Source organism: Paenibacillus sp. J31P13 (genome assembly GCF_056269295.1).
In genome coordinates this window covers 623,521-644,071 of sequence record NZ_JBWDNR010000003.1, presented here as the reverse complement: position 1 = coordinate 644,071, position 20,551 = coordinate 623,521, and the positions used below count along the sequence as shown (strand labels likewise).

16 protein-coding genes are annotated in these 20,551 nt (G+C 43.3%); 3 read left to right on the top strand and 13 right to left on the bottom strand.

Annotation, left to right across the window (positions count from 1 at the left end; genetic code table 11):
* The first annotated feature begins 3 nt into the window (after nucleotides 1-3).
* From AC0YOD_RS13670 to AC0YOD_RS13660, 3 genes are all read left to right on the top strand, one after another.
* Complete coding sequence (locus tag AC0YOD_RS13670) at nucleotides 4-1,038, top strand: alpha/beta hydrolase family protein (protein ID WP_475799848.1); 1,035 nt, start codon at nucleotides 4-6, stop codon at nucleotides 1,036-1,038.
* Nucleotides 1,039-1,076: 38 nt separating this feature from the next.
* A complete protein-coding gene (locus AC0YOD_RS13665) occupies nucleotides 1,077-2,519 on the top strand; it encodes an extracellular solute-binding protein (RefSeq protein WP_475799847.1) in 1,443 nt (480 codons plus the stop codon).
* 197 nt (nucleotides 2,520-2,716) lie between these two features.
* Nucleotides 2,717-3,394 (top strand): DUF2306 domain-containing protein, encoded by a 678-nt coding sequence (locus AC0YOD_RS13660; protein WP_475799846.1) that lies wholly within the window; start codon nucleotides 2,717-2,719, stop codon nucleotides 3,392-3,394.
* Here AC0YOD_RS13660 and AC0YOD_RS13655 read toward each other — a convergent pair.
* From AC0YOD_RS13655 to AC0YOD_RS13595, 13 genes are all read right to left on the bottom strand, one after another.
* Complete coding sequence (locus AC0YOD_RS13655) at nucleotides 3,389-4,696, bottom strand: 6-phospho-beta-glucosidase (protein WP_475799845.1); 1,308 nt, start codon at nucleotides 4,694-4,696, stop codon at nucleotides 3,389-3,391. The two genes, AC0YOD_RS13660 and AC0YOD_RS13655, sit on opposite strands and share 6 nt — an antisense overlap.
* A gap of 54 nt (nucleotides 4,697-4,750) precedes the next feature.
* Nucleotides 4,751-5,725 carry an N-acetylglucosamine kinase gene (locus AC0YOD_RS13650; protein WP_475799844.1) on the bottom strand — a complete coding sequence of 325 codons (975 nt, stop codon included), beginning with the start codon at nucleotides 5,723-5,725 and terminating at the stop codon, nucleotides 4,751-4,753.
* Between the two features lie 28 nt (nucleotides 5,726-5,753).
* The gene (locus AC0YOD_RS13645; RefSeq protein WP_475799843.1) at nucleotides 5,754-6,746 is read right to left on the bottom strand and encodes a LacI family DNA-binding transcriptional regulator; all 993 of its coding nucleotides are present in this window, start codon (nucleotides 6,744-6,746) and stop codon (nucleotides 5,754-5,756) included.
* Between the two features lie 82 nt (nucleotides 6,747-6,828).
* Complete coding sequence (locus AC0YOD_RS13640) at nucleotides 6,829-8,172, bottom strand: ABC transporter substrate-binding protein (protein ID WP_475799842.1); 1,344 nt, start codon at nucleotides 8,170-8,172, stop codon at nucleotides 6,829-6,831.
* A gap of 45 nt (nucleotides 8,173-8,217) precedes the next feature.
* The gene (locus tag AC0YOD_RS13635; RefSeq protein WP_475799841.1) at nucleotides 8,218-9,099 is read right to left on the bottom strand and encodes a carbohydrate ABC transporter permease; all 882 of its coding nucleotides are present in this window, start codon (nucleotides 9,097-9,099) and stop codon (nucleotides 8,218-8,220) included.
* The gene (locus AC0YOD_RS13630) at nucleotides 9,096-10,031 is read right to left on the bottom strand and encodes a carbohydrate ABC transporter permease (protein WP_475799840.1); all 936 of its coding nucleotides are present in this window, start codon (nucleotides 10,029-10,031) and stop codon (nucleotides 9,096-9,098) included. The genes AC0YOD_RS13635 and AC0YOD_RS13630 overlap by 4 nt, the downstream gene beginning before the upstream one ends.
* 256 nt (nucleotides 10,032-10,287) lie before the next feature.
* Nucleotides 10,288-15,681, bottom strand: a complete 5,394-nt coding sequence (locus AC0YOD_RS13625; RefSeq protein WP_475799839.1) for a glycosyl hydrolase family 8 — start codon at nucleotides 15,679-15,681, stop codon at nucleotides 10,288-10,290.
* A 588-nt stretch (nucleotides 15,682-16,269) separates the two neighbouring features.
* Complete coding sequence (locus tag AC0YOD_RS13620; RefSeq protein ID WP_475799838.1) at nucleotides 16,270-17,268, bottom strand: LacI family DNA-binding transcriptional regulator; 999 nt, start codon at nucleotides 17,266-17,268, stop codon at nucleotides 16,270-16,272.
* 186 nt (nucleotides 17,269-17,454) lie between these two features.
* Entirely contained in the window at nucleotides 17,455-18,000 is a 546-nt protein-coding gene (locus tag AC0YOD_RS13615; protein WP_475799837.1) for a 50S ribosomal protein L25, read from the bottom strand.
* A 328-nt stretch (nucleotides 18,001-18,328) separates the two neighbouring features.
* Nucleotides 18,329-19,090 carry a sugar phosphate isomerase/epimerase family protein gene (locus tag AC0YOD_RS13610; RefSeq protein WP_475799836.1) on the bottom strand — a complete coding sequence of 254 codons (762 nt, stop codon included), beginning with the start codon at nucleotides 19,088-19,090 and terminating at the stop codon, nucleotides 18,329-18,331.
* Between the two features lie 151 nt (nucleotides 19,091-19,241).
* Nucleotides 19,242-19,607 carry a hypothetical protein gene (locus AC0YOD_RS13605; protein ID WP_475799835.1) on the bottom strand — a complete coding sequence of 122 codons (366 nt, stop codon included), beginning with the start codon at nucleotides 19,605-19,607 and terminating at the stop codon, nucleotides 19,242-19,244.
* A gap of 55 nt (nucleotides 19,608-19,662) precedes the next feature.
* Nucleotides 19,663-19,875 (bottom strand): hypothetical protein, encoded by a 213-nt coding sequence (locus tag AC0YOD_RS13600; protein WP_475799834.1) that lies wholly within the window; start codon nucleotides 19,873-19,875, stop codon nucleotides 19,663-19,665.
* 226 nt (nucleotides 19,876-20,101) lie between these two features.
* Complete coding sequence (locus AC0YOD_RS13595) at nucleotides 20,102-20,551, bottom strand: hypothetical protein (protein ID WP_475799833.1); 450 nt, start codon at nucleotides 20,549-20,551, stop codon at nucleotides 20,102-20,104.

Sequence of the window (20,551 nt, the reverse complement as noted above, 5' to 3'; positions counted from 1 at the left end):
CCTATGGGCTATCGGCTTTCACAATTATCGGAACAAAGCTTCCCTTACTTACTAGAAGATGTTGAATCTTCTAGCCAGTGGGTTGAAAAGAGAGAACGGATTGCTGCGCTTTGGCGCGAATATATCGGATGGATACCGGAAGCGATCCCTCCAGTCCACACCATTCATTCTCAGCATCTCGAAAGCGACCATATCCGGATTCATCTTTCTTATGAAACGGGATTTGGCGATCAGGTTTATGCCTATTTACTGGTTCCCGGCTCACAAGCTGCCCCGCAAGGGAAACAATATCCGGCTATGCTTGCCCTGCATCCAACCGATCAGAATGGCAAGTCAGATATTGCAACAAATGAAGGGCGTGCTAATCGCAAATACGCCCTAGAGCTTGTCTCTAGAGGCTACGTCGTGCTGGCTCCAGATACAATTACTGCGGGTGAACGCATCTATGCCGGTGCAGAAGCATTTCAAACCGCCCCATTCTATCATGCATTTCCCAATTCAACAGCTGTCGGTAAAATGATACATGATCACCAGCAGGGTATAGAATTGCTGCAGACGCTTCCCTATGTCGATCGAGATCGGATTGGCGCTATTGGCCACTCTCTTGGCGCTTACAACGCCTACTTCTTGGCAGCAGTAGATGAACGAGTCAAAGCGGTTGTATCCAGCTGCGGTTTCAGCCCATTCATGGGTGACCCCACCCCTAATCGTTGGGGACAGCGCGACTGGTTTTCACATATCCCAAGGCTGACTGATCATATAAATGAAGATTCCATTCCATTTGAATTTCATGAAATTATGAGCTTAGTCGCACCTAGACCTCTACTGAATTGGTTTACGCAAAATGATGCTATTTTTCCCAATTGGCAAGCGGCAGCATTCGCTTCCAGCGATGTTCATCATCTATATGAATGGCTAGGACATAAAGAATGTTACGTAAGCCTGCTGGGTAACGGAGGACATGATTTCCCTCAGCATATACGCTCTTTAAGCTATCAATTTTTAGACCTTTGGTTGAGTGAAGAAGATAGTATATAATAAAGAGTAGTTGATACAAGTATAGGAGCGGATTGATTGTGTTACGTAGAAGAGATGATTTCAGGATTCGTTATCAGACCTTTAAAGATGATCTCCGCGGTGAAATATTAAGCGGCAAAATTAAACCAAATGAATTTATATTACCTGAGAATACGCTAAGTGAGCAGTATGAACTTAGTCGTGTTTCCGTACGCAAAGTTTTGGCAGAGCTTGTTGAGGAAGGCCTAATTGAGAAAATATCTGGTAAGGGAAATCGAGTCATCATTCCGCAAAACGGTCCCACTGTGAGGGAAACGATCAAGCTAGCGTGGTTCTCAACCTCCTATGAAATCGATATTGTTCGTGAAATCATTAGTAAATACAAGGCCTCACAGCCTTTTGCCGATGTGGAGCTCACCATCATTCCTGAATCCGGTTATATAGAGACCATAAGCCAGCTCATCGAAAATGGAGAAGGCCCCGATGTGTTCATGATTTCCGATAGTCAATTTCTTCATTTGCTGGATCTTCAAAAGGCTGACCTGCTGCATCCTTATCTTTCGCAGAGCATGCTTCCCGAAGAGGACAGCTATCCGAAAATATTCGAGTTATTCGAATATGCCGGTCAACAGATCATAACACCGTTTCTATTTTCTCCTGTTGTCATTTGCTACAATGAGAATCTGTTCGAACAGGCAGGAATCACAGAAAAGGATCCAATCCCTGATTGGGATGCACTGCTTAATACCGCCAAGAGGTGTACGATGGATCTTGACGGAGATGACCGTATTGATCACTACGGCTTTTGTTTCTCTTCCTCCCCTCACCGCTGGCCAGTCTTTATGCTTCAGAATCAAGGCAGCCTTGCTGCTTCCGATAACGAATGCACGATCGACAACTCTAACACCGTTGAAGCCTTGCAATTTTGTTTGGATTTGATGTATAAGGAACAGGTTTCCCCAATCTATTCACATGGCAGCGAATATTTGGCGGAGACACTGTTTGTTAAAGAACGGGTAGCTATGATATTAAGCACCTATTACTTTATGAATGAATTTAGAGGCAGCTCTATACATTGGAATGTTCGTCCTCTGCCGAAGCAGAAATCGGAGGGCACACTATTGCTGGGCGGCGGACTAGGGATTAATAAGCACAGCCCCCGCATTCAGCTTGCACAAAGCTTTGTTGACTTTATGGTCGGAGATGAAGCCCAATCGCTTATTAAACAAATGGGTTGTACGATTCCTGCTCTAAGGAAAATCGCTGAGGATGATTCCTTGTTAAACCCTAGCATTCATCCCAAAAACTATAATGTCTTCAAAGAAATAATGCCATTTGCGAAGACATTGCTGGAGCTAGGATTATCGAAGAGTGAAACGAACATGCTAAGAAATGAAATGCAGCTTATGTGGATGAATATTGAGAGTCCGCAGGAAACCTGCCAACGAATCACAAAAGAAATTAATGAAATTAGGAAGAATACACTCCTATCGCATAAATAAGTACGCCTCTGTAAATCAAACAATAGACAAGAGCCGATACAGGATTTCCTGATCGGTTCTTTTTTTATTACACTAGCCCCGCATTCCCTCCGACTTCCGACGGGGAAGCCTCTCCTTCGGAAGCCGCTTGAGGGTTAATACGTTGGATGATACATTTATTTTAGAAATAAATGTAAATTACATTAGGAGGTATGCTGATGAGTGTACAACAAAAAGGGGCTCATAGGGGTCATAAGTGGGCGTTCGGGGTTTTAGCTTTCTTGGCATTATTGATTGGAGCTTATGCCTTAATGTTTTATGGATCATTAGATGGGATTAAGGAGCAAGGCTTGGCGGCTGAAAAAGTCAGCGTTCCTGATCTTTGGTATACCGTCCTGTGGGGGCATGCCATCTCCGCAGGAATTGCTCTTGCCATCGGCTGGCTTCAATTTAGTAGGAAGTTGCACTATCGAACACCCAGTCTTCATCGTATGATTGGGTACATCTATTCCTTCATGATCGTAATTGGAGGGTTGACCGGCTTATATTTAGCCTTTTATTCGAATGGCGGCTTGGTTGCGAAAATCGGCTTTAGCACCTTGTCCGTTCTATGGCTATTTACTCTTTTCCGGGGTATAAAAAGCATAATCATCGATCGTGATCCAGTCGAGCATGGCCGCTGGATGAAACGAAATTACGCTCTCTCCTGCGCGGCCATCACACTACGGATATATACTGCACTTGCAGCGGTACTGTTTGGATTAACAGATACAAATGATACCTTCATCGTCATCGCTTGGCTGGCATGGGTGCCAAATCTATTATTTGCAGAGTATCTGATCGGCAGAAAAACGCCTACGAACAACAGACCTCAGACAAGACATCCATCCTTATAGAAAGAAAGCAGGCAAATAAGGTTTGTTCTTATCCAGCATTTCACTTAGCAGTGTCTTCGCTACATTGACTGAAGGAACTAACGGATGGCTAGCCATCGCTTGAAGTGCAATTCCCCTGTCTCCAGTAATAGCCGCTTCAATCGTTAATCTTTCATAAACTTTAACGGCATGAATTAATCCCTTCGCACCTTCAGGCACTCGTGTAACCGGAAGAGGAATCGGTCCTTGACCCGTAACAACACAATTCACTTCAATGCTGGCATCGGGAGGAAGAAAATCAAGAATGTTTCCATTCGTCACGTTTAAGGTCTGGATGTCCCGTTTATCGTTATACAGAGAATCCATTAGATTCACTGCAGCCTCTGAATAATATGCACCGCCTCTAAGCTCAAGCTGCTTAGGCTTTTCCTGCAAATTCGGGTCCTTATAAAGTTCGAACAATTCATCTTCTACTTTTTTAACCACATCTGCGCGAGTTCCGTTCGCTTTCAATGATTCCAATTGCTCTTCCAGCATAACGTCCGTCATATAAAAATATTTCAAATAATAAGAGGGTATTCCCCCTAAGCCTCTTAGAAACTCGGGGTCCCATTCCGTTGCAGGAACATTTTTTCCCGAATACTCATCCCTCTTATCCAGCAGCTCTTGCAATCTATCTTCTCCAGCAACCTCAACTCGCGTTACCCAGTGCAAATGATTTAATCCTACAAATTCCGTATAAATATGATTCGCTGGCGTTTCATACTTTTCGCTTAACCATTTCTGCAGACCGATTGGCGCGTTGCAAAGCCCGATCGTTTTTACATTCGTATAGCGGTTGATAGCCTCTGTCACCATGCCTGCCGGATTCGTAAAATTCAAAAGCCATGCATTCGGACTTAATTCTTCAATATCCTTGCAAATATCAAGCAGGACCGGAATGGTACGGAGAGCCTTCATCATCCCCCCCGGTCCAGTTGTTTCTTGACCAATTACACCATTCAGGTTCGGGATATGCTCATCCCATTTGCGGGCTTCAAGCAAACCGACCCTCATTTGGGTTGTTATAAAATGTGCGCCTTCAATCGCTTTGCGACGATCCAGTGTTAAATGTACTTCAATAGGAAGCCCCGATTTCTCAACCATTCGCTTAGCCAGCTCGCCAACAATTTCGAGCTTATGCTTGCCTGCCTCAACGTCAACCAACCAAAGCTCACTAACAGGCAATTGCTCATACTTCCGAATAAAGCCCTCAACGATTTCAGGTGTATAGGAAGAACCACCGCCAATAACGGCTATCTTCAATCCTTTAGTTGTACTCATCCCGTATCTACTTCCTTTCCCATGCTGATTTATGCTAACTGTCTAGCAGAATCCTTAAACCAAGTTATAATCAGATACTGCACGAAGCTTGTCATACACTTCCTGAGGGAGCTTTTCTCCGCCTGCTTCGAACGCAAGCCATAATGCTCCAACAACCGGTTCGATCTCAAGCTTGACCAGCGTTGCACCAGGGGCGCATCCTCTAACCGCCCATTCGATGTAAGGATGAATAAAACTTGGCTCTCCTCTTGTTAGAACACTTCCAGCGAGCACGACATCGAACATGTCATCCTCCATACCCAGTCGCTGAATAACTGCTCGTGCAGACTTGCCTAGTTCCATACCTTGTTCCTTCAAAATAGCTTTAGCTACTTCATCATCCTGAGCAGCCGCTTGGAATAACAATTTCACGGTACTCAGCGGAGGCGTTTTGGAATGATCCAAATAATCATTGAACATACTCGATACGCTGTCATAGCCTAAATCCTTCAGCAACAAATCCGTTAATAGAGTAGGTTGCTCACGTCCTTCCCACGCCCGAATAACTGATCGGAAAACCTCGATGCATAAATCTCCTCCACCACCAAAATCCCCGAAAGCATAGGAGAAACCGCCGCACTGAAAAAACTCTCTCTGAGGATTTACTCCAGCACTATTCGTGCCTGTTCCACAGATTAATACGACGCCATATGGCCGATCTGTTCCTGCTCTAAGCGCTATGGCTGTATCGCAATTGACATCATGATTCGGAAATCCCAGTTCAGCGATCATCGGCCTTAGTATCTTATAGTCTGCTTCTCTATCCGCACCCGCCAGCCCAAAATAAGCGAATGTAATCTCACTATGTTCAATGCCTGCCTGATTTAATGCCATCTCTACCGATTCTCGTATGTTGTGCTTGGCATCCTCATAATCAATCTGATGATTGCCATTGCCGCTGCTGCCTTTACCTACGATGTTGCCATGTTCATCGGTGATCAGCGTATACGTCTTGCTGCCGCCACCGTCTACGCCTAAATAATATTTCAACGGATTCACTCCCAAAATTGCGTGTTTGTCATTGCCTTGGCGAGGTTGATTCTCGAATTACAAGCTCCGGACTTAATTGAACAGTCACGTTTCGTTTGACTCCGCCGTTAATGTTCTTGAGCAGCAAATCAACACCCGTCCTTCCGATTTGCTCCGCCGGCTGTCTCATTGTCGTCAGCATCGGTCGAAACTCAGAGGCGATGATTTGATCGTCAAATCCGATAATTGAGATTCTCTCAGGTACTCGTATTCCTTCATTCATAAAAGCATTCATAGCGCCGAGCGCCATATAATCATCCGACGCGAATAAAGCTGTCGGCAACTGACCGGAATCGATCCAGCCACGGGCAATTCGATAGCCCGTTGAAATTTCGAAATCTCCACGCTCCACACAAAAGGGCTTCAAGCCAGCCTCTTCTAATGCAGCATGGTATCCCCGCTCCCTCTCTCGACTACTGAGAAACAGCTCCGGACCGCTAATATGCGCAATGTCCTTATGACCGAGTTCAATTAGATGTTTGGTAGCTTCATAGCCTCCATTGAAATTATCTACAATTACAGATGTTGCAGATGAATTGAGCTGCTGATTATCGAGCATGACGAACGGAATTTGATTTTTCTTTAGATCAAGCACATATTCGTCCTCACGCATAGGTGACAATAAGATCACTCCGTCTACACGATCCTCTTGGAACAATGAGCGGTGAGCCTGATCGTCTTCCCCATTTGATATGGAAAGCGCTAGAAAGTAGCCCTTTTCAGCTAAACGATCATTGACCTCCTTGACGACGGCGTCTAGAAATGAGTCATAAAGCGTTGTCAATGATAGTCCGATAATGCCGGTTTTGCCGCGGGCAAGACTTCTAGCGGATGCGTTAGGATGGTAATCCAAATCCTTCATCGCTTGAAGCACTCGTTCCCTGTTGCCTTGTCTCACGCTTGGTGAATTGTTCAATACTCGAGATACCGTCACAACGGAAAGCCCTGATTTCTTAGCTACATCAAAAATACTTACTTTCATAGCAAACGCCTTCCTCAAACCAATATGATTAGCCTTATGAAAAAACGGAGGGGAGCAGCTTCATGCGCCCCTCCTCGAAATACTACTTATTCACTCTCGCTAGAAGATCCTTCAGCTTCTGTTCAATAACAGGAAGCACTTCCTCAACCTTCTTGTCGCCATTCTCTACACCCGCAAGCTCATTAATGAACAATTCATTAATTTGAGAGTAGTTGGAAATGAGGTGGTTATATGATTCGAAACCGTATTTATAAGCGCCATCGAATACTTGCTGAATTCCCTTTGGATCAATACCTTCAAAGTTGTTGTAATACTTCTCAGCAGCTGCTTGGTTAACTGGTGGATTACCACCGCTCAGCTCGATAGACTGCTCTTGAATCTCAGTTGTAATGAGGTATTTAATCCACTCAAGCGCTTCCTTCGGATGCTTGGAATCCTTCAGAACGAATAGCGGATCTACGTACAATACGCTTCTTACATCGCCGCTTGGGCTTTGCGGTACTGCGGCTACGCCAACGTTAAAGCTGAAATCTGCAGCAGCAGCGAGGCTCCATGAACCAACAACGGACATTCCGATTTTACCGGATAAGAATGGATCACCGAATTGACCGGATACGGATTGGGAGAATGCTGGAGTTGGAGAAACCTTTTTATCGTAAATGAGACCGTAAAGTGTTTTGTAAGCATCAACCACTTCTGGTTTTGTTAGATTGATTTCGGATGGCTTGCCGCCATTTGTCCATGTGTCTTCAGAATAAACATTAGCACCGAAGTATTGCGGACGTTGGTCACGTTCACCAAATCCGAAATCGACACCATATTGAGCCTCTTCCATGTTTTTGGAATCAACTGTAATTTTTTGTGCATACTCTACCATTTTCTCGAAAGTCCAGCTCTTATCCTCATAATCCGTTGGAGGATATGGGAGTCCAGCTTTGTCGAAGAGATCCTTGTTATAGAGCATCACGGTCACATAGCTATTAAGAGGAATACCATACGTCTTACCGTCAACCTTATAGATGTTCATAACATCTTCAGGAATGTTGTAATCGGATGCTTTGAAATCCTCCAAAAACGGTGACAAATCCATCAGCATATCCTTGTTGTAATATTCCATGAAACCGCCGTATCCCCAGTGAGAGGTTACATCGGGAGCGTTCTTAGCAGCGATTGAGGATTGCAGCTTGGAATCGAATTGCTCATAAGGTGCTTTGGTTACTTTAACCTTGATGTTCGGATGCTTCGCTTCAAAATCTGGGATCAGCTTCTCAACGAAGGTTCTGTCTGGCGAGTCAATCGTGTAGTGTGTGATGGTTACTTGCTCGCCTTTGCCTCCGCTTGTCTTTTCCTTGTTCGAGCATGCTGTAGCCAATAAAGCAAATACGAGAATCAAACTAACCGCAATGGACATCAATTTCTTGTTCATTGTTCTTATTTCCCCCTTAGTTTTCATTCAATATTAGCGCAAGGCTTATTTAATGCCTGTGAGCACAATGCCTTCAACAAATCTCTTCTGTGCTACTGCAAACAGCAGCACAATCGGCAGCACCGAAAGGATCGAAGCAGCCATTAATAAATTCCAAGGAGCTAAGCGGAACTTCGATGACAGCATCGCTGCCATACCAATTGGAAGCGTGAAGTTCTCCTGTGAATCCAAATACAGTACCGGACTAAGCAGATCATTCCAGCTCCATATGAAGGAGAAGATGGCAACCGTCGCAATCGCTGGACCTGACAAAGGAAGCGTTAAGTTCCAATACAATCTAAATTCACTACAACCATCTATTCTGCCAGCGTTATAAAGCTCATCCGGCATGGTAGAGAAAAATTGCTTTAACAAGAAGATCATGTAAGCGGATCCGAAAAAGGATGGCAATATTAATGGAAGCAAGGAATCATGCAGACCAAGATTCATAAACAGTAGAAACTGTGGAATCATGATTGCCGGATAAGGCAGCATTAGGGTGCTGAGTACAAGCATGAACATAAAGCCGCTGCTTCTTGTTTGATATCTAGCAAATCCGAAAGCAACGAGTGACGAAGAAACGATTGTGCCAATAACCGTAAATATCGCAACAATTAAGCTATTCTTGTACTGCTGACCGAACTTAATATCACTATTCGTAAATAATTCACTAAAGTTCTCCCACGCGAACACCTTTGGGATAATCGTCGGAGGAAAAACAAGTAATTCCTTGGTTGTCTTCAGAGAGGTTGTAACCATAAACCAAACGGGAGAAAGCATCGTTATCGTTACAATAAGGAGAATGACAAACCCGATTAATTGCGATAGTTTCCACTTTTTCTCTTTACGCGCCGTTTTCTTACCGGTATCCAGGGCTACTTCTCTCATCGGTCACGCCCCCCTTCGTAGTAAACATAACGTTTCGATGCCCTCATGATTAGGTAGGTAATGATTAACACTGCAATGAGAAGCAGCCATGCCATCGCTGAGGCGTAGCCGTAACGGAAATTCTTAAACGCATTAATGTAAATGTTGTATACGTAAAACCAGGTAGAATAACTTGGACCGCCGCGTGTAATGGTATACGCCTGTGTAAATACCTGAAAGGATTCAATAACACCAATAATGAGTTGAAATAGAAATACCGGTGAGATCATCGGGAACGTTACGCTCCAAAATGTTTTCCATCGTCCTGCTCCATCCAGCCTTGCAGCCTCTAGCAGATGAGTCGGCACGCCTTGAAGTCCAGCAAGGAAGATAAGCATCCCTGCGCCTAATCCCCAGAATGACATAATGATCAAAGCCCATAGTGCATATCGATCATCCAAAAACCAGTGAATCGGTTCGATTCCAAAAAGTGATAGTCCGTAGTTGAACAATCCCGCTTGCGGATTAAACACCCAGAAAAAGAGCAGTGCCATCGACACACCCGAGATCATACTCGGAAAGTACATCGCTGTGCGGAAGAATCCGCTAAAGGGAACCTTCTGGTTGATCAAAATCGCGAAGATTAGAGAAAGGAACAACGTAATTGGAACACTAATAAAGGTATACTTGAGCGTCACTACAATGGAGTTCCAGAACTGCTCATCATGGAGGAGCTCCTTGAAGTTATCCCCGCCTATAAAGACTGGCGAATTGATAATGTCATAGTCCGTAAAGCTGTAATACAACGATGCTCCCACTGGATACAATGCAAAAACTAGAAAACCAATAATCCAGGGCGAAATAAATAAGTAAAAGTACTTGCTCTCACGCCTTTGCCCTTTGCTGCGCTTCAGTAAAACCGCCCCCTCTTCATTTTCTGAATAAATCCCCATCCCGTTCTTTCGACTCCAAAATGTTTAACCCCTTAAACTTTTACTCCGAGCGACCCCACATTTCGAACTCGCCAGTCCTATGTTTAGTATGGTTAAACCTTTTTGTCTTTCGACATAAAGTTAAAGCGGTTAAACTTTAAGAAGATTGTATACCATAATTTGTTTCTGTGCAACCATCTTTTGTATAAAAAAAAGAGATGGAGCCGCCTCACAAGACGGCTCCAAGGCAAGGAAAAAGCAATTGTATAAATCGGTCTTATTTCTCTGTTATTTCTTTCAATTTCAAGAGCATGGTAACCGCTTCAGCACGAGTGGCAACGCCATTTGGTGCAAATACATTACCGCTGCGTCCCTGTATGATGCCAAGCTTCTTCGCTGTTTCGGCTGCTTTCTTAGCCCATGCAGGTATAGCACTGTCATCAGCAAAGCCTGTTTTACCGGTCGCGTCTGCGTCAATACCGGCAACCTTGGCAATCATGACAACCATCTCTGCTCTTGATATGCCTGCATTTGGACGGAAGCTGCCATCCTCATAGCCTGTAATAATACCAGCTTCTACTGCCTGTGCTACTGCCTTGACAGCCCATGAGCCGATTGCAGATTTATCCTTAAATTGCAGCTCACTGCCGTTTGTTTGCGGCTTCAGCATTTGCATCAGCATAACAGCAAACTCCGCACGTGTTACCGAAAGATTCGGCTTAAACGTACCGTCTGTATAGCCGTTCACAAAGCCTTCTGCAGCTGCTTTTTGAATATTTAATTGAGCCCAGTGACCTTCAATATCCTTGAAGCTCACTTGAGACTTACTCACTGCTAGTACAGCAAATTTCGTGAAGTGATCAACCTCAACCTCAATTTTATTGCCGCTCACCTTACCGCCAATGAATACCCATTTCTTCGCTGCCTCATCGAAGTAGAACACACCTGCTGTTTGATTCTCTTTCAACAGCGCTGGATTGAATTCAAAGACAAGAGTAACACGCTTGCTGAACTTGCCGGAAGAATCTTTCAGGACCTCAAATACCGAGCTAAGAGGAAGTTCTTCCTTCGAGAATAGCTTTGTCGTATCCAACAGCTCTTCAATGGTCAGTAGAATCTGCTGCTCCGTTGATCCTGCTGGAATAATGACTTTGATCTTCTCACCTAGGCTTACCTTTGCCGAATAACCAGCAGGTATGGTTGCTTTACCTTCTGTGGATACAACCTCAGTCACGACTGTTCCGCCAGTATTCCCAGTTGGAGCGCTAGGGGTAGTAATGTTTCTCGCATGACTAGCCTTTGAGAAATTATTCGCTTTATCAAATGCGATTATATAATACTGATAAGCTGTTCCCGCACTTAATCCAGCATCACTGTAGGATGTTTGCGTTGTCGTTGCAAGCTCAGTTCCATTGCGGAAAACCTTATAGCCTGCTACTCCCAAATTGTCAGTAGATGGAGACCATGTCAAATTAATTTGAGAGCTGGATACGGCTTCTGCTTTTAGATTAGTAGGATCAGAAGGACCTTCCGCATCAACGATGGTCGGTGTCCACCAGTTGCCAGATACGACAATCATGCTGAGCAAACGAAGATTGTTGCCGAAATAAAGATCCTCTTCCGTCTTAACAGCAGCATTATAGTCCCATAGTTTATTAAGCCACTCTTGATTGGAAGAATCGATCATAGCACTGACCATTAATGGAGCAGAGAAGGTGATATCCTGATAATCAGCTATCGCTTCCGATCCATCCAACTTATAGCCAGCCAACATATTTTCCGGGTCATTATTGGTTGTTTTACGAATCCACGTATTTAATGTAGTTAACTGCTCTTTTGCCCGTTTTTCCCCTGTTATGAGGTAGTCTGTTCCAATCCGCCAAGGTGTACGTGATGAATTATAGCTGTAATCGCCATCCGTATCGGATTCTAAGAAGGACGGTGGCGCAGGAATAAAGCTGCCGCTGTCCGTATCCTTCACGACAAAGTCTGGTAGCAGACCAGCGTTCGGACTGAAGTTCTTATAAAGACTTTCCATCACATTATAGGTTTTGTCGACTACCTTATTCCAGCGGCTATCGCCGGAAACAACAGCAAAATCTTTCATATGCTGCAGCATGAAATCCGAAGGACGCGTAGCATTTTCATACTCACCGCTTGTGGCCCAGTCGGCAATTCGTAGTACCCAATCCTTTTGATTGACTTCACTATCCATAATGGCTTTTATAACTTTTCTAGCCTGAGCCAAATAATCGATTTCCCCGTCATTGCCCCATTGCTCACTCGCAAGAAGAAGCGCATAGGCAATATCCAAATCTCCATCCGTAGCTGAATCCACACCGTTAATGTCAATAATTGCTGTACCATTATCGGCCTGCTGCCAAGCCATCAGGTCTGGATTGATTTCACTTGGATGTGCTCTGAAATAACGATACATGCCGTCAAAATATTTTTTGGCATCCCCATCATGACCCGCCATGAGGGCTGTAATCAGCATGCCGTAGCCATGAGCTTCGGATACTGTAATCTCGTTTTCCTCAAACCAGTCTCCATCCGCATACCACACATAATATTGACCTGGCATATAAGGATTTTCTTTCAAATACTTTGTTTTCCACTCGTCATACAATCTTGATACGGTATTGTCCAGATCAGATTGCGTGACATGGTTTGGCTTAATACTATTATCGATATATGCCGTGTGCTGAGGGAAAGCTTTGAATGGACCTTCGCCCGCAGCGGATGCCTTCGTCTTCACGCTTATCGAATTACTTGCAAGCGATTCGATTCCCTCATGATTGAACGCCTTCATTTCATACGTATAAGTCTTTTCTGGAGCTAATCCAGTATCAGAATAGGATAGCTTCGAGCTTAATGTTGAGCCAACTTTCAAGCCGTCACGATACACATTATAACCTGCGACCACGATGTTCCCTGAAGAAGCTGCCCACGTCAATTCCGTCTGATAAGGCGATACAGCCTTACCGGATAGGCTTGAAGGTGCGGAAGGCGGCTCATTCTCTGCCCCATTTTCAATCGTCGCTACTTCAACTGGATCGGAATTATCTCTCGTTCCAACAGCTTTAACGATAAAATCATATTTTTTATAAGGATTAATGTCTTTAATTTCAAGGCTGTATGCCGTTTGATCCCCTGTTGCTGAAACATATTCGCTCCAGTGCGTGGACACTTTATCGTTCTTCTCATAGATTCTAAATCCTCTAATCGGCTCCGTGCCAGTAGAAGGTTTATTCCAAGATAGAACCGCTTTGTTTCCGTCCAGCTTCACCTTGACATTCTCGACCTTGCTTGGCTTAGTGTCTGTTCTTTTGATTCCATAGTTATCATAAGCCTTTAAACCATTACCAACTGTGTCAGCAGTCTTTTCATCTGAAACAGCTGCTGTGAAGGCTGTAAAAGCAAGCACTTTATCCGAAACAGACACATCCGTAAACATCTTCTTGAATGGCTGCGCATCAATTTCTGCAAAGTAATCATCGTATGGAATAGGATTGCCGTTCTCATCTTTTATTTCTTGCGCATCGCCGTTTTCGTCAATATAATGCTGATTATTTTTCTCGTAAAATTTATTGCCGAATGCATTGGACATCAGATAAACGGTCCCTTTCGGGTCAATCGCATTCCCATCCTCATCCACTTTAAAATCTTTAATGATCTCATCATTCAACATCTGGAATGATCTCATATACATATGATCATGGGCCTCGAATACCATATCGATCCCCATTTCATCAAATGCTGGAATTAGATGTTTTTTGTAAAACTGAACACGATCATCTTCCCATTGCGCTGAATTGTCTCCAGCACCGTAAGGTCCTTTATGGAAAGTTACGAATTTCCATTTCTTGTCGCTTTTCGCTACTGTGTTTTTCATCCATTTCACTTGGTCCCAGAACTCATTGTCAGCCCAATCCACTATCCCATTCTCATCAAGCGCGCCTTCATATTGGGAATTGAATACCATGAAGAGGGCATCACCATATTCGAAGGAATAGACTGAACCTTCATCCGTACCGGCTACCGTTTGCTTTGGCAGGTTGAAATGGTTATAAAAGTTATTATTAGGCGTTGTTACATCTCCGTCATAATCATGTACTTCATGTCCGCCAAGAACAGGAACATAAGGAACTTTAGTCAGAGAATCCTGTGCCAAGCCCAGCATCCACTGCCATTGCTCCTCCAAATCCCCATTGTCTACTAAGTCGCCAGCGCTGATCAGAAACTTAGGATCGCCAATAAAATCAGCTGCTTTTCTAAACGTATCTGCCCAAGGCTCAAAGTCTGACTCCTCAGAGGCCTGTGAATCCGATCCCGCAATAAAGCGAAAAGCTTGGTCGGCTGCTGCATCCGTTGTGAATGAGCCTATCGTGCTCCATCCACTCTCTTCACCGTTGCCAACACGGTATTTATAGGCTGTACCTGGAGTCAATTGGTTTGCAATTGCTTTATGGCTGATAAACGTCGTGAATTCATTAGCATCACGATCATCTTCAGTCACGTAGGTTTCAATTTCTTCTGCCGTTCCTTTATAGGACATGACTCCCTCGGCCGGGAATACATTCCCCTGCACTTTAGAAGCCTCAACGACTTGAATAACGGATTCTGTCATGGTGTCGGTATACCAAGCTAGAGCAATACTCGTCTTCGGATCACCGTTAAATGTCATATTGATCATTTTCGGCATGAAAGGCGAATCTTGCGTTTTAAAGCTCCAAGCTATATCACGGACCAATGACGTATCGTCAGTCCCCTTAATCAATGCTTTCGGTATAGATACCGTATACGTTTTGCCGTATTTAAAACCCGGATGATTGATTTTCAGCGTATTTCCATCCACAATCTCCAATGCAGCATCAGCTAAGGCAGCATTGTCATTATCAACAATGCTCACAGTAGTAGCAGCATCGAGAGTGAACGCCTTATTAAACTTCACAGTCAATGGAGCATCTACGGATACATTCCCAGCGTTATCTTTAGGAGACTTAACCACATCAATAATGGGAGCATTGATAGCAGAGTTGTCTATACGCTCTCCTTGAACCACAATATTTCTGATTCGGCTTGAACCTCCGCCTCCAATCCCCTCATCATTGCCTCTTGTGTTCTGTCCCGAGCTCACAACCCAGCGAATATAGAGAAGCTCTTGATTATTCGCTTCATTTGGCAATGCAACATTTTTTAATTTGCATGCATCGTCAGAGGAGCAGTTATACGATGAAATGATCATTTTTAGAGAAGCATTCGGCACATCCGTCCACTTCGTCCGATCCGTACTTATTTGAACTTTAAAATCACGCGGTCCTGAGCCTGATGAATTTTGCTCAGACGACAAGGTTAGATTTTTGAACCCTTTAGTCGGAATAGTTGCCAGCCAATACTTACTGCTGTAGTCCCCGCTCCAACCTTGATAACTAAGGCCTTTCTCGCTCTTGCTGTATTCTTCCAGAGTTCCACCGACATTTTGGAACAAGGAAGCCTCCCCATAAGCTCCGCCAGTTGCTAAGGAGATACCGTTATCCCCTTCATTCTGGAATATCCATTCCGCAACCTTCTCAGCCCCGACTGCCTTTACTGCCGGTTCATCAGCAGCAGCGGCGAAGCTTGAGAAAGTAGTCGTTAACATCATGAACGTCAGTAACATACAAGTCATTACATGAAATGATTTTTTCCATTTCCTTCTGCTATGCATATACTTAACCTCTTTTCTTTTCCATAATGAAAACCGTAATTTCAATGAATCTTTAAAGTCATCACTTTGAAAACGCTATCATAAATATTTGTTGCCAATAGCACCACAGCTCCCGCATCCAACCTTGGCTTCACCCCCCTCATTCACAAAAATTTGTTTTTCACCTTTTGAAAGTTTAAACGCTTTAATCTTCAAAAAAGAGTTTATCCTGTAAGTCAAACTCTGTCAATCACTTCCAAAGTCGTTTTCTTCAGATTAAAAGAGAAAAACAGCTGCTTATTATAGAGTTTTCTCTGAATCCCTTACTTTTTCCTATGATTATCAGGTGATAGAATATTCGATTATTATTTTAAAGTTTAAGCGTTTAAATTATTGTAAAGGTTGAAAGATGTCGAAAAACTAGCAAATTTCGAATAATGAGCACCTTTTTCACACGAAATAAAAAAGCTTTCAAAGTTGCTGCATAAGCAGCAAGCTTTGAAAGCTTTTTTGATAACACTTTTCTTTTGCCCAACTCTATTAAAGCCCTTGCTAGCACGAATCATACGATTAAGTCTTCCGAGGCGCTGCCGTAGATTCTCTCACAATTAATGTAGGATCGAACTCCATCGTCACATTGCGCTTGGAAGGGTCCTTAATTAATTTCAACAAAATATCAACGCCCTGCCGCCCTATTTTCTCAAACGGCTGGCGAATCGTTGTCAATGTAGGTCGGAATTCCTCCGCATAGATCTGATCATCGAATCCAACAATTGAAACATCTTCAGGAATGCGTATTCTCTCATTTTTAAAGGCATCCATTACACCAAGCGCAATAAAGTCATCCGCCGCGAACACCGCAGTAGGCAAACGACCAGATTGGATCCAGCGCATAGCAATGCTATGGCCAGACGGAATACCAAATGTCCCTTGCTCGATATGGAAAGGCTTTAAACCAGCCTCCTCAAGCGCGAATAAGTACCCCCGCTCACGCTCACGACTGCTTAAGTACGGATCGGGGCCGCTAATATGGGCAATCTCCGTATGTCCTAGGTCAATAAGATGCTTTGTCGCATCATAACCGCCCTTGAAGTTATTGACGACTATAGAAGGAACTGATGGATTTCTTTGCTGATTATCGAGAATCACAAATGGAATCTTTCTTTTCTTAAGCTCCATTACATAGATGTCTGCATTTACAGGCGATAACAGGATTACACCGTCTACACGATCTTCTTGGAACATGGAGCGCTGAAATGAATCCTCATCTCCTTGCGAGATCGATAGCGCTAAGAAATAACCCTGCTCTGCCAAGCAATCATTGATTTCTTTCACAACCGCATCCAAAACCGTATCATGCAACGTGGTCAGCGTTAGTCCGATAATGCCTGTTTTACCGCTTGCAAGGCTTCGGGCTGAAGCATTCGGATGATAATCCAAATCCTTCATAGCCTGCAATACTTTTTCTTTGTTTTTTTGACGTACAGATGTTGAATTATTGAGTACCCTGGATACCGTCACGACCGACAAACCCGATTTTTTGGCAACATCGAAAATACTAACTTTCATTAACGAACCGCTCCTGTTAAACGCTATTTCTACTAACATACCACATTTGACGTAAGATTTCACATAAGTCGTATTCTGAATAACGATAGTGTGCAAAAACAAAAACGCCGCACCTGCAGGTGAGCTGCAAGCATGACGTTTTGGTTAGGTGAAAGCGATAAGAACAGGCTTCTCGCAAAAGTAGATTTAAGGCTTAACAACAGATACTAGAAGCTCATTTGGTCCTGAAATGACAGTCACTTCTGCCGGTAATTCCACATCCTTAACAAGCAAGGACTCACCGATTTCCATACGGCTTATGTCAAATTCAATCGTCGTCGGCAAATGTCTAGGCAGCGCCTCTACCTCAATAAACGAGCTTTGAATTTGCACGATTCCACCCTCTTTGGTGCCAATCGGTGTACCTTTGAGCTTAACAGGAATCTTCGTCAGCACGACTTCATTAGTCTGTACTTGCTGGAAGTCGATATGCAGTAAATCACGCGTTACAGGATCACGCTGCATATCCTCAAGCAACACGGACAAGGATGCTTTCCCTTCGAGCTGCAATTCAATAAAACCAGAAGCCCCTTGTCTCAACCATTTTTGAAAATCTATTGTTGAAATATGAATCATTTCGTTTTCCGTATTTTTCCCAAAAACGATGCCCGGCAAGCGGCCGCCTTTGCGCAAATTTCTAAGTCCTGATGAATTTAAATGTTCCCGTGTCTCTGCTTGTAAACATGTCGTCATGTTCTACTCGCTCCTTTTCAATTATCCATATTTGCGTTCTAGTTTTAGTCGCACAAACTCCCCATAACGGGGATATAAAAAGAAACATAGCATCACCACCTCCATGCTCTGCCGATTGCGGCACAAGACATTTAATGTAAAATTTACCCTTAAATATACGCGAAGGCACCCCACTCGAAATGAGTGGAATGCCTATAGGTTCAATACACCATATCATAGAAACATATCTTTGTCTAATGCCTAATATATTCCAAACTAATTAATGGCAGGAAATTAAAATAACCCCCACCTGAGCCATAAGATGAGGGCTTAAATAAGTTAATTATCGTTATAAATATTTTTGTAAATTGCGGAAGCTAATAGCCAAGCTTTCAAAGGGATCTCTCCTGCAAACGTCCTGCTCCACGACGTACCATTCTACGCCAGTTTCCCTGCAAGCCTCAATAATAGCTTGAAAGTTCAGGTTGCCTTCCCCAATTTCAGCAAATACCGGATTAGAATCAACTATTTCCAAATCTTTTAAGTGAATAACCCCCATGCGGCCCTTCACCTGATGAATCGCTTCTACGGGATTTACTCCACCGACCTGTACCCAATACGTATCTAGCTCGAAGCCTACTGCAGCCGCATCCGTTTCTTCCTGCAAGATTGCCATTCCTGTTCGACCATCATACTTCTGGTATTCAAAATGATGATTATGATAGATAAATTGCAAATCATGCTCTTGAAGCCGTTGTCCAAAATCCGTTGCTATTTGGGCAAACGTTGAATAGCCCTCTGCGCTGCCTCGGAATTCATTCGGTATGCCCCCAATCCCGACATAGGAGCAATCCCACAGCTTATGCTTCTGTACCTCATTGTCAAAATCATTGACTAAAGAATCGTAGCTAACATGTGTCGCGCATATGCGAAGCCCGGCTGCGTCTGCCAATTCCTTTATTTTTTCTGGAGCAATGGGGCCTACTCCCGAAACCTGTATGGCTTGATAACCTATATCCTTAACCTTGCTCAGTGTTTGTTCCAAATCAGCTTCCGTCTGGCAATAATCCCGTAATGTATACAACTGAACGGCAATATTAGATAGTTTCAAAACTTCTTCGCCTTCTTTCCCACTAGGTTTGGAAATCGCTTACCTTTTCATAGACTATTGTAGCATCATAGATGAAAGAGCTGCTTTACTAAGGTTAACTAACTATAGGCAGCTACTTGATTATAATTGATCAATATACGCTCAATCGTACCTATAACCAAAAAAACGTACCCCTACCTTCACCTTTCTTTCCCATCAAAATCTTATTAATTGACTCAATATCCTCTGATACACCCAATATCTCTTTTGATTTCATTTTGTACAACACATAAAAAAAGTCGGCATTCAACTTTATTCTCTCATCCGGCAGGTTATAGGACATGAGATGAACTCTGTCTTTGGGGTCCTCAAGGCCCTCCACAGGCCTTCCTCGATTGTCCCCTAGTCCATTATGTATGACTAATAGTAAGTCACCTTTTTCTCTTTCCAAGTACCCTTTTACAATGACGCCTAAAATAAATAGGAGCAGTAAGCTCACACCGAGATAAAATAATTTTTGGTTAAGTGATTTAGTCATAGCCTGGCTCCTTTGTCTTCTACTCATGCTGGCTGTTATTCTTATATGAAGGTTTTTATGTATTACGTTTTTTATTCGTAATTTTGAATACCAGCATCAGCATCAAGCTTAAAAAGAGGAAGAATACGACCATCCCAATTAATGTGCTGGTCATACTTTTTGGATAATTGATTGGCGTATCCGAGAGAAAGAGATCATACGAAAACATAAGAATACCCCATATCACTGCTGCAATTGCGCTCCTAATCATAATATTCGATTTTCTCATTATTCTACCTCCCCGAATATGGTACAAATGCAGCCAGAGCAGTCTCTCATGTTGAAAGATTATACTAATAATAAAGGCTTATCAGATTCATATCAATGTATTTTATTCTATATTTTACCTTTTTCCTTTTAACCATTTTTGTTTGATTGATATAAAAAAGGACTGCAACAGGTCACTTGCTCTATACCTGTTACAGCCCTAATCGCTAAATTAATAACTCTATTTCTTACTCTTGTACCTCAAGCACTGCAGCATAGGCTGCACGATCATCGCCTGACCATTCCCCGCTTACAACCAAGACATAGGCTCCTTGCTTAGATGGAAGAATGAACTGGTTCTTCTCTTCAACTAAAGGGGTGAGTATGTCGTTCTCCCAAGTGCCTACCTTTATTGTTTGAGGTTCTTTGCCCTTAAACTTCAAGGCTAAAGCTGCATGTGGTTTTACGATATTTACCGTAGCGTTCTTTACTAAATCGGTCGGGCCAGGGGCATCCGCTATCGCATGATCCCATTGGTAAGACCCTGTTAAAAATAAAATTTCGATTCCTTCTACGACTCCCATTGCATTCGGTGGTTCACTGAATTGTTCTGTGAAATTAGAAGGTGTCTTAGCACATCCCACTACAATAGCAACTATCAGCATTAGACTTGTAACGAGTATCACTCGCTTGCTCAT

Bases quoted from the DNA above. Each gene is read 5' to 3' on its own strand.
- AC0YOD_RS13605 (WP_475799835.1), bottom strand. From the start codon at position 19,607: ATGACTAAATCACTTAACCAAAAATTATTTTATCTCGGTGTGAGCTTA.
- AC0YOD_RS13625 (WP_475799839.1), bottom strand. From the start codon at position 15,681: ATGACTTGTATGTTACTGACGTTCATGATGTTAACGACTACTTTCTCA.
- AC0YOD_RS13660 (WP_475799846.1), top strand. From the start codon at position 2,717: ATGAGTGTACAACAAAAAGGGGCTCATAGGGGTCATAAGTGGGCGTTC.
- AC0YOD_RS13620 (WP_475799838.1), bottom strand. From the start codon at position 17,268: ATGAAAGTTAGTATTTTCGATGTTGCCAAAAAATCGGGTTTGTCGGTC.
- AC0YOD_RS13655 (WP_475799845.1), bottom strand. From the start codon at position 4,696: ATGAGTACAACTAAAGGATTGAAGATAGCCGTTATTGGCGGTGGTTCT.
- AC0YOD_RS13600 (WP_475799834.1), bottom strand. From the start codon at position 19,875: ATGAGAAAATCGAATATTATGATTAGGAGCGCAATTGCAGCAGTGATA.
- AC0YOD_RS13645 (WP_475799843.1), bottom strand. From the start codon at position 6,746: ATGAAAGTAAGTATTTTTGATGTAGCTAAGAAATCAGGGCTTTCCGTT.
- AC0YOD_RS13630 (WP_475799840.1), bottom strand. From the start codon at position 10,031: ATGGGGATTTATTCAGAAAATGAAGAGGGGGCGGTTTTACTGAAGCGC.
- AC0YOD_RS13615 (WP_475799837.1), bottom strand. From the start codon at position 18,000: ATGACGACATGTTTACAAGCAGAGACACGGGAACATTTAAATTCATCA.
- AC0YOD_RS13640 (WP_475799842.1), bottom strand. From the start codon at position 8,172: ATGAACAAGAAATTGATGTCCATTGCGGTTAGTTTGATTCTCGTATTT.
- AC0YOD_RS13670 (WP_475799848.1), top strand. From the start codon at position 4: ATGGGCTATCGGCTTTCACAATTATCGGAACAAAGCTTCCCTTACTTA.
- AC0YOD_RS13595 (WP_475799833.1), bottom strand. From the start codon at position 20,551: ATGAGCAAGCGAGTGATACTCGTTACAAGTCTAATGCTGATAGTTGCT.
- AC0YOD_RS13635 (WP_475799841.1), bottom strand. From the start codon at position 9,099: ATGAGAGAAGTAGCCCTGGATACCGGTAAGAAAACGGCGCGTAAAGAG.